The following is an 8423-nucleotide window of genomic DNA, read 5'->3' as shown; positions in this document are numbered from 1 at the left end:
ATTTTCTATCAAACAAAGTTAGGAGGTCTTTATTTGATGGTTTTATTATAAGGCGGTTTGCTTAAAGAAATCTTAAGAAAAGGTTGTGTTTAAAAAATAGGTCTTAAGTCTGACAAAATGCATTAATCATCATTCCAAACAGTAAAATTACTTATTCCATTCTAAGGATCGTAGTTCTCACTAGCGTTCGAACTGCATCAATGTACCTAAGTTTGTCTACGCCCCTATTGGACTTGACTCACTAAGGATAGTAAGGAACGTAATTTTCGTTTCGCTCAAACTGCGTCAATATCTCTAAATTCGGTTGAACTCTCTGAGTTCACCTCATTAAGCATTATAAGGAACGTAGTTCTCACTGTCGTTCGAACTGCGTCAACGTACCTAAACTCGCTGATGCTCGTAAAGGTACGTAGAGAAAAAGCCACCGGTTTTGGTGGCTCTTATAGGGAGATTATTATGAAAAAGTTTAGGATTTTCTATCAAACAAAGTTAGGAGGTCTTCATTTGATGGTTTTATTATAAGTCTGATTTCTTAAAGAAAACTTAAGGAAAGACGCTGCTTATAAGAATCGGTCTTAGGTCTGATATTTTTTTACAACAGAAACTATTTAGATTTTTTTTCTAAATAGAGTTGACAAACCCATCCGAAAGTACTAGAATCTATTTAGAAAGATTTCTAAATAGATTAGAGGAGATAGAGAATGAATTTTGCGCAAACATTTAAAGCTTTATCGAATCCGATAAGAAGAAGTATCTTAGAACTGCTAAAGGCGGGGAAATTATCTGCTGGTGATATCGCTGGCCACTTTGATGTAGCAGGAGCGACCATTTCCCATCATTTAAGCCTCCTCAAGCAGGCAGATTTAATTCGAGAGGAAAAAGAGAAGAATTTTATCTACTATGAACTCAATACTTCTGTCTTGGAGGATTTAATGGTCTGGCTCGTTGATTTGAAAGGAGACTCTACTGATGAAAACGAATAAAAAACTATTGCTATTAACTTCTATGGTAATCCTTTTCCCCATGCTTTGGGGGCTGATGATTTGGTCGCAATTGCCTAACCAAATCCCGATTCACTTCAATTTTGCTGGCCAGGCCAATAACTTCCAATCGAAACCCCTGGTTGTGTTTGGTCTTCCTATTTTCGATCTCATGGTGCATCTGTTTATGATCTTTATGATCGGTCGCGATTCTAAGAATAGCGCTATGAATGAAAAAATGATCAGAGCGATTTACTGGTTGACCCCAATCGTTTCCTTAAGTACCTCCTATCTCATCTATAGCAAGGCGCTAGGATCTACTACCAATCCATCAGTTTTTGTTTCGGTTCTGCTGGGTCTCATCTTTATAATCATGGGCAATTACATGCCTAAGCTAAAAGTGAATCACACGGTTGGAATCCGTCTGCCTTGGACCTTGCAGAGTGAAGATAACTGGCACAAAACTCATCGCTTGGCAGGGAAGTTGTGGGTCCTCGGAGGTTTGATCCTTCTACTTGAAGCAGGACTTCAATTCGCACTTTCTTATGTTTTGGTGCTGGTCATCCTCGCCATTGTGGTTATCCCTATGGTGTACTCTTATCAATTAAGTCGGAAAAATCGTTAGTATGAAAAACAACCAGAGAAGAAGCCAGTCGGGAACGGTTTCTTTTCCGGTTGTTTTTGTTTGTTCATCGTTTCAAATTCAAAACGTTCAGGAAAATACGAATTTTTCGGAAAGCTTATAGTATATTCTTTACACTTGGCTACTATATTCTATTTTCAGACAGAATAGTATCTTTCTGGATAGTTGACTCAGTTTTCTTCCATTATATACTATTATTGAAGGAAAACCATTGATAAATTATAATTGTAAATAAAATATTTAAAGTAATTTCCCTATTTCGCTTAAACTTATTCATATTTTATGAAATTAATCAGTAGATATCGTTCTGAAAATCCTTGGTATTACATTGTTTTTAGTCCAACTGAAACCCATACTTTCCAAACCAGGTCTTAAGAAAGCTCGTAAAGCATCACAATTATCAAAACGTTAATCAACACGCTTATATCAACGTTTACAGACATTTAAGAAATTTCTCTTGGATGTCTTTTTTTGTCTAGCTAAATTTTACAAATTGGGCAATTTAGGTTACTCAATAATATAAAAAAGATAAAAATTTAAAGTTCGAATTTTAATTTTAAAAAAAGTAATTATTATTGAATATCTGTTCAAACATTTTTTCTTTTCTAAGGTTAATATAAGTATATATACTTTAAAAAAGGAAGTCAAACATCTTGCTCATAGATTTTTGCATTTTTAAAAAATACATTTTGTCATATAATAATGTGGAAAATTGACGGATTCCTTAAATAATCATATAATACGAATATGTAAACCCTTACATACTATTCTACTTATACTTGATAAAATGCAAGTTCTTGAGGATCTATAAATATATAGACACTCTTCTATTTATAAAGTGAAATAAAGAATCACGGAGAAAGTTTATGGATATTAAAGAGACATTCAACCAGCTAGACAATACAAAATTTAATGATTTCAATAATCGCCTTGAAGGTTTTGAGAAACTTTTTAAAGACAAATATTATTTTACCCATCCCGAAGATTTTAGCTCAATCTTTAGCATTTTGGTAAAGTATTGAAAAAGTACAAGTAAATATATTTTATCGAAAGGAGAGATATATGAGTGAAATAGTTATTAATGCTCAGAATTTATCTAAAAATTTTTATAATTTTGATTCAAGACTCCCATTTATCAAGAGATTTTTGAAACGTAATCAAATAACGATTCGAGCTGTTCAAGATATTAGTTTTACGATTAAGAGAGGGAGTATAGTTGGCTTTATTGGGAGTAATGGAGCTGGTAAATCCACAACGATTAAAATGTTGACTGGGACTCTTTATCCTAGTTCCGGAAAATTAGAAGTGAATGGAGAAATTCCATTTAAAAGAAGTATAAATTTTAGAAAAAAAATTTCAATAGTAGTAGGAAATAAATTACAGTTATTTCAAGATGTTTCGGCTATGGATTATTTTCGATTGATTGGTACTTTATATGAGGTAGAACCGGCGATTTTACAAGAACGAATTCAGGAATTAAGCAATTTGTTGAATGTAAAAGATCAGCTTTACCAGCAGGTCCGGACCCTCTCTCTTGGACAAAAAATGAAAATGGAGTTTATCGCGGCATCTTTAACAAGTCCGGAAATATTATTTTTAGACGAGCCTACTATAGGGTTAGATATACAGTCTAAAAAAGATATCAGAACATTTTTAAAGAAAATGAATGAAGAATGTCATACTACTATTATTTTAACGAGTCATGATATGGATGATATTTCGTCTGTTTGTGACGAATTAATCGTCATTGACAAAGGAAAAATTATTTTGCAGGAGTCAATGGATGTTATTTTATCTAAATTTTCTGATTTTAAATATTTAAAGATAAAAATGACATTAGATTTGGTACCAGAGTTATGCTCTGTTAAAGGAGTAGTAGTCATTTATCAAACAAAATCGGAATGTATACTAAAAATACCTAGAGATTTTGTCTTTGAGACATTAGAATCAATCAATAAGCTTGTAGATATAGAAGATTTTGAAATATCAAATCTTTCTTTAGAAGAAATTATTTTACAAAACTATTTTACAAAAAAGGAGCACAATTGAAAAAAGAAATGTCTATTATTCTGATATCATTTCGATCTATTTTGAACTATAAATCAAGTGTACTATTGTTAATGTTACAGGCAAGTATACAAATTATGATATCAGTATTTTTATGGACGTATATATATCAGAGTAACCAGATAAATATAGCAGGATATGATTTTACCTCAATGGTTCAATACTATTTGGGGACTATAATTTTTTCATATTTTGTTTTTTATCCAGTTGATTGGGAAATCAATGACGATGTTCATTCAGGAAATTTTTTTAGCATATTAATAAAACCTGTTACTTTTTATAAGTATTATTTTTGTAAAATGCTTGGAGATAGGCTTGCTCATTTATTATTTATCATCATTCCTGTCATTTTATTCTCCAGTGTTTATTACAAGAATGAGTTATTAACCATTGAAATTCTTATTTTAGGAAGTATTGCAATTATTCTATCTATGGTTCTATGGTTTTTAATATCATGTTGTGTAGGTATGCTTTCTTTTTGGTTAGAAAATATATTTTTTGTCCTTACTGTTAAAGAAATAGTAATTCAGTTTTTATCAGGAATATTATTGCCTTTAAGTTTTTTTTCAAATAATTTTCGTCTGTTTTTAGATGTATTACCTTTTAAATACTTAGTATATGAACCGCTTCAGATGTTTAGTAATGATACATATAAATTAATAGACTATTTGAGAATTATTTGTATTCAATTGATTTGGTGCATCATTTTTTATATTATATCAAGATTCATATTGAGAAAAGGAGTGGAGCACTTCTCAAATGTGGGAGGATAAAATGTTTAGAATAAAAGTAATTTTTAGGCTACTTCATTTTGGTTTTAAATCTGATATGAATTTTCATTTTGACTTCTTTTGTGGTCTATTTTCGTCGATACTGTGGATTGGTTTACCTATTGTATTTTTTAGATTGATTTTCTTAAACATAGACTCTTTTAATGGTTGGGACTATTATCAAATTTTATTTTTGGTAGGTTCCTACACTATTGTAGATGGAGTTATGATGGGATTGTTAATTAGAAGTATGGGAATTTTAGAATCAGATATTTTGAGTGGTAACTTGGATCAAATTTTATTGAGGCCGTTTGATACTCAGTTGTTCTATATTTTTAGATCATTTAATTTAGTTCAATTCGTGAATACTTTTTTTGGTCTTGCGATCATTTTTATAAGTTATGGAAATTTAAATGTACATTTAAATTCATTAAAAATATTATTTTATATCCTTTCTTTAATGTGTGGTTGTATTATATATTATTCAATTTGGTTTCTAATAACGATTAGTTCATTTTGGTTCCCAACTAAATTTTCAAAAGTAGATGTATTTTTGAATTATATTGGAATTTCTAAGTATCCATATAATATTTTTACAGGTATTAACAGATTGATCACTATGTTATTTGTTCCCAATTTATTAATTGCCAATCCTGCAGTATTAATATTTTTAGGGAAAGATACATTGAACCTATTTTTCTATCAAATAGTTTTTACAGTTTTTTTGATTATTATCAGTCGTACAATTTTTAGAAAAGGATTGAAAAAATATGAAAGTGCAGGAAGATAAACAATGTTGTTCAGTTATATGTTTGACTAAAGGAAGTGATTCGCTGTACTTTGTTTTGTGGTCATTGAAACATCAGATAATTATAAACTATAATTTAAAGAATAGTATTATTAACTTATAGGTGCTAAGAAAAAATTTAAAGAAATTCCCTCATTCAATCAAACTTATTCATATTTTTTAAAATAAGAAAATAGTTGGATTTTGATGATGGTTGATATAAAGCTAAACTGAAAGTACCTGAAATCCAACTGTGTCAAACCAGGTCATACGATCTGTGAGAAAAAGAACACATAACAAAAAGAGGAGCTTCACAATAAAGTTCCTCTTCTTTTATATATCCGAATCATTATTCTTATTTCAAAAAAGGTAGTCATTCGGTTGATTTTTATTGCAATACATTGAAATTCGAAAATTCAAGAATCGCGTTAAATCAAGGTTTTTTCGTTTCTACTGAAACGTAATGACCTATTATTTAACTTCTGTAAACACAACGTGTTTGCGAAGTTTTGGTGAGTATTTCTTCAATTGAAGACGGTCTGGAGTGTTACGTTTGTTTTTAGAAGTAAGGTACAAGCGTTCACCAGATTCTTTGTGTTCAAGTGTAATATTTACGCGCATGGTATCTCCCTTCTATTATTCAGCTGATGCAGCTTTAGCGATCTTACGTCCTTTGTAGTATCCTTTAAGTGATACACGGTGTGAACGTGAGTAATCTCCAGTTGCTTCGTCAAAGTTTACAGATGGAGCTGTTACTTTGTAGTGCGTACGACGTTTGTTTTTCTTCGCTTTTGATGTGCGACGTGCAGGTACTGCCATTTCATTTTTCTCCTTTTAAGATATAAATTCAATTAGGTTTGATTTTCATCAACTTTAACAGTATAACAAAACTTTTTTGTAAAGTAAAGTTACTTGACAAAAAAATTGAAATTTTTGAAAGAAACTTTTCTGTTGTCTGTTTCTCCAAAGTCCATGCCTATCTTTGTGGCCTCTTTTATGCTATAATGGTAAAAAATGTAACGAGAGGAATGACATGACAGAATTAGACAAACGCCATCGTAGTAGTGTCTACGATAGCATGGTAAAATCTCCCAACCGTGCCATGCTTCGCGCGACGGGAATGACCGATGAAAGCTTTGAAAAACCGATTGTCGGAGTGATTTCGACATGGGCGGAAAATACCCCTTGTAACATCCACCTTCATGATTTTGGAAAATTGGCCAAAGAAGGTGTGAAAGATGCAGGTGCTTGGCCGGTCCAATTTGGCACCATTACGGTTGCGGACGGGATCGCTATGGGGACACCAGGGATGCGCTTCTCCCTAACGTCACGTGATATCATCGCGGACTCTATCGAAGCGGCTATGGGCGGTCACAACGTCGATGCCTTTGTAGCCATCGGGGGCTGTGATAAGAACATGCCTGGTTCGATGATTGCCATTGCCAATATGGATATCCCTGCGATCTTCGCTTATGGTGGGACCATTGCTCCTGGTAATCTGAACGGCGAGGATATCGACTTGGTTTCTGTTTTCGAAGGGATCGGGAAATGGAACCATGGTGATATGACCGCTGAAGAAGTGAAAGATCTTGAATGTAATGCCTGCCCTGGCCCTGGTGGCTGTGGTGGGATGTATACGGCTAACACCATGGCGACAGCGATTGAGGTCCTTGGGCTGAGCTTACCAGGTTCCTCTTCTCACCCTGCTGAATCAGCTGATAAAAAGGCTGATATCGAAGAAGCAGGTCGTGCAGTTGTGAAGATGCTGGAGATGGGACTCAAACCATCTGACATCTTGACCCGTGAAGCCTTTGAAGATGCCATTACAGTAACCATGGCGCTAGGTGGTTCCACCAATGCCACCCTTCACTTGCTCGCGATCGCTCATGCGGCTAATGTGGACTTGACGCTTGAAGACTTCAACGATTTCCAAGAGCGCGTACCTCACTTGGCAGACTTGAAACCTTCAGGGAAATACGTTTTCCAAGACCTTTACAATGTCGGTGGCGTGCCAGCTGTCATGAAATACCTTCTGAAGAATGGTTTCCTTCATGGGGATCGCATCACATGTACCGGTAAAACGGTGGCTGAAAACTTAGAATCCTTCGCTGATTTGACACCAGGTCAAAAAGTCATCATGCCACTTGAAAATCCAAAACGTGCGGATGGTCCATTGATCATCTTGAAAGGGAACTTGGCTCCAGAAGGGGCGGTTGCCAAAGTATCAGGTGTGAAAGTTCGTAACATCACTGGTCCTGCTAAGGTCTTTGACTCAGAAGAAGCTGCCATTGAAGCCGTTCTTTCGGATGAAATCGTGGATGGCGACGTTGTTGTTGTCCGTTTCGTAGGTCCGAAGGGTGGTCCTGGTATGCCGGAAATGCTGTCCTTGTCCTCTATGATCGTTGGGAAAGGCCAAGGAGACAAGGTGGCCCTCTTGACAGACGGACGATTCTCTGGTGGGACTTACGGTCTCGTTGTCGGTCACATTGCGCCTGAAGCTCAGGTCGGTGGCCCAATCGCCTACCTCCACACTGGGGATTTGGTAACGGTTGACCAAGATACCAAAGAAATCACCATGCATGTCTCAGATGAAGAGTTGGCCAAACGGAAGGCTGAAACAACCTTGCCACCACTGTATAGCCGTGGGGTTCTGGGTAAATATGCCCACATCGTTTCTTCAGCATCACGTGGTGCTGTAACCGACTTTTGGAATATGGAACAGTCTGGTAAACAGTAATTGCAAGGACGACTTTGTCCAAAAAGAGAGTGAGACAGAAATCGGTCATTCGTTAGAATTCGATTTCGTCGTCCCACCTCCGCACAGTTGAGTAGGGCTGTAAAAGCTGATGAAATCAGCGTAGTAGAGCCCACTCAACCACTGCGTCTTGCTCGACAATTCAAAAATCAATTGAGAGGCTAGGACTTTTGTCCCAGCCTCTTTTTTGTCTCAGAGTGGCTATTTTCAACCCTGTCGCTGAAGCGTATGAATATTACTTTTGGGGGGATTTGAGTGTATCATCTGTCATTTTTCTTGTAAATCCGTCTATAATTTGCTATAATTGTGACTAATCGAATCAATCCTTTAATACTGTCCAGAGAGGCAGGCAAGGAGCTATGGAAATGAAAGGCCTGGGAAGACCAGCCTATATTTTGTGTATCTCCTTGTTGTGGGGGAT

General features: G+C 35.3%; 9 protein-coding genes. 7 read left to right on the top strand and 2 right to left on the bottom strand.

Annotated elements, in window-relative coordinates:
* Window positions 1–701 precede the first annotated feature (701 nt).
* The 6 genes from HMPREF2926_RS04435 to HMPREF2926_RS04410 all read left to right on the top strand — a co-directional run bounded on the left by HMPREF2926_RS04435 (window position 702) and on the right by HMPREF2926_RS04410 (window position 5250).
* Window positions 702–983, top strand: coding sequence for an autorepressor SdpR family transcription factor (locus tag HMPREF2926_RS04435; protein WP_003009465.1), 282 nt, complete (start codon window positions 702–704; stop codon window positions 981–983).
* Complete coding sequence (locus tag HMPREF2926_RS04430) at window positions 970–1605, top strand: SdpI family protein (protein WP_070586609.1); 636 nt, start codon at window positions 970–972, stop codon at window positions 1603–1605. Before HMPREF2926_RS04435 ends, HMPREF2926_RS04430 begins: the two co-directional genes overlap by 14 nt.
* 884 nt (window positions 1606–2489) lie before the next feature.
* A complete protein-coding gene (locus tag HMPREF2926_RS04425) occupies window positions 2490–2645 on the top strand; it encodes a gamma-polyglutamic acid synthetase (RefSeq protein WP_070586608.1) in 156 nt (51 codons plus the stop codon).
* A 40-nt stretch (window positions 2646–2685) separates the two neighbouring features.
* Window positions 2686–3672, top strand: coding sequence for an ABC transporter ATP-binding protein (locus tag HMPREF2926_RS04420; RefSeq protein ID WP_070586607.1), 987 nt, complete (start codon window positions 2686–2688; stop codon window positions 3670–3672).
* Window positions 3669–4463 (top strand): ABC transporter permease, encoded by a 795-nt coding sequence (locus HMPREF2926_RS04415; protein WP_003013825.1) that lies wholly within the window; start codon window positions 3669–3671, stop codon window positions 4461–4463. Before HMPREF2926_RS04420 ends, HMPREF2926_RS04415 begins: the two co-directional genes overlap by 4 nt.
* A 1-nt stretch (window position 4464) precedes the next feature.
* A complete protein-coding gene (locus HMPREF2926_RS04410) occupies window positions 4465–5250 on the top strand; it encodes an ABC transporter permease (RefSeq protein ID WP_003013947.1) in 786 nt (261 codons plus the stop codon).
* Window positions 5251–5718: 468 nt separating this feature from the next.
* On the opposite strand, the gene rpmG is transcribed toward HMPREF2926_RS04410, so the two are convergent.
* Together rpmG and rpmF are read right to left on the bottom strand one after the other, a co-directional pair.
* Window positions 5719–5868 carry a 50S ribosomal protein L33 gene (gene rpmG / locus HMPREF2926_RS04405; RefSeq protein WP_001265622.1) on the bottom strand — a complete coding sequence of 50 codons (150 nt, stop codon included), beginning with the start codon at window positions 5866–5868 and terminating at the stop codon, window positions 5719–5721.
* 15 nt (window positions 5869–5883) lie between these two features.
* A complete protein-coding gene (gene rpmF, locus HMPREF2926_RS04400; RefSeq protein ID WP_003009516.1) occupies window positions 5884–6066 on the bottom strand; it encodes a 50S ribosomal protein L32 in 183 nt (60 codons plus the stop codon).
* A gap of 214 nt (window positions 6067–6280) precedes the next feature.
* Here rpmF and ilvD point away from each other — a divergent pair, with 214 nt between their 5' ends.
* A complete protein-coding gene (gene ilvD / locus HMPREF2926_RS04395; protein ID WP_070586606.1) occupies window positions 6281–7984 on the top strand; it encodes a dihydroxy-acid dehydratase in 1704 nt (567 codons plus the stop codon).
* Window positions 7985–8423: the final 439 nt, after the last annotated feature.

Origin of the sequence: Streptococcus sp. HMSC078D09, assembly GCF_001813675.1 — a bacterium.
In the GTDB taxonomy this organism is placed as follows: Bacteria; Bacillota; Bacilli; order Lactobacillales; family Streptococcaceae; genus Streptococcus.
The sequence above is the reverse complement of the archived record's forward strand: the minus strand, read 5'-3'. Positions and strand labels throughout refer to the sequence as shown.

Coding starts and splice junctions, on each gene's coding strand:
- HMPREF2926_RS04435 (WP_003009465.1), top strand. CDS start 702: ATGAATTTTGCGCAAACATTTAAAGCTTTATCGAATCCGATAAGAAGA.
- HMPREF2926_RS04430 (WP_070586609.1), top strand. CDS start 970: ATGAAAACGAATAAAAAACTATTGCTATTAACTTCTATGGTAATCCTT.
- HMPREF2926_RS04425 (WP_070586608.1), top strand. CDS start 2,490: ATGGATATTAAAGAGACATTCAACCAGCTAGACAATACAAAATTTAAT.
- HMPREF2926_RS04420 (WP_070586607.1), top strand. CDS start 2,686: ATGAGTGAAATAGTTATTAATGCTCAGAATTTATCTAAAAATTTTTAT.
- HMPREF2926_RS04410 (WP_003013947.1), top strand. CDS start 4,465: ATGTTTAGAATAAAAGTAATTTTTAGGCTACTTCATTTTGGTTTTAAA.
- rpmG (WP_001265622.1), bottom strand. CDS start 5,868: ATGCGCGTAAATATTACACTTGAACACAAAGAATCTGGTGAACGCTTG.
- rpmF (WP_003009516.1), bottom strand. CDS start 6,066: ATGGCAGTACCTGCACGTCGCACATCAAAAGCGAAGAAAAACAAACGT.
- ilvD (WP_070586606.1), top strand. CDS start 6,281: ATGACAGAATTAGACAAACGCCATCGTAGTAGTGTCTACGATAGCATG.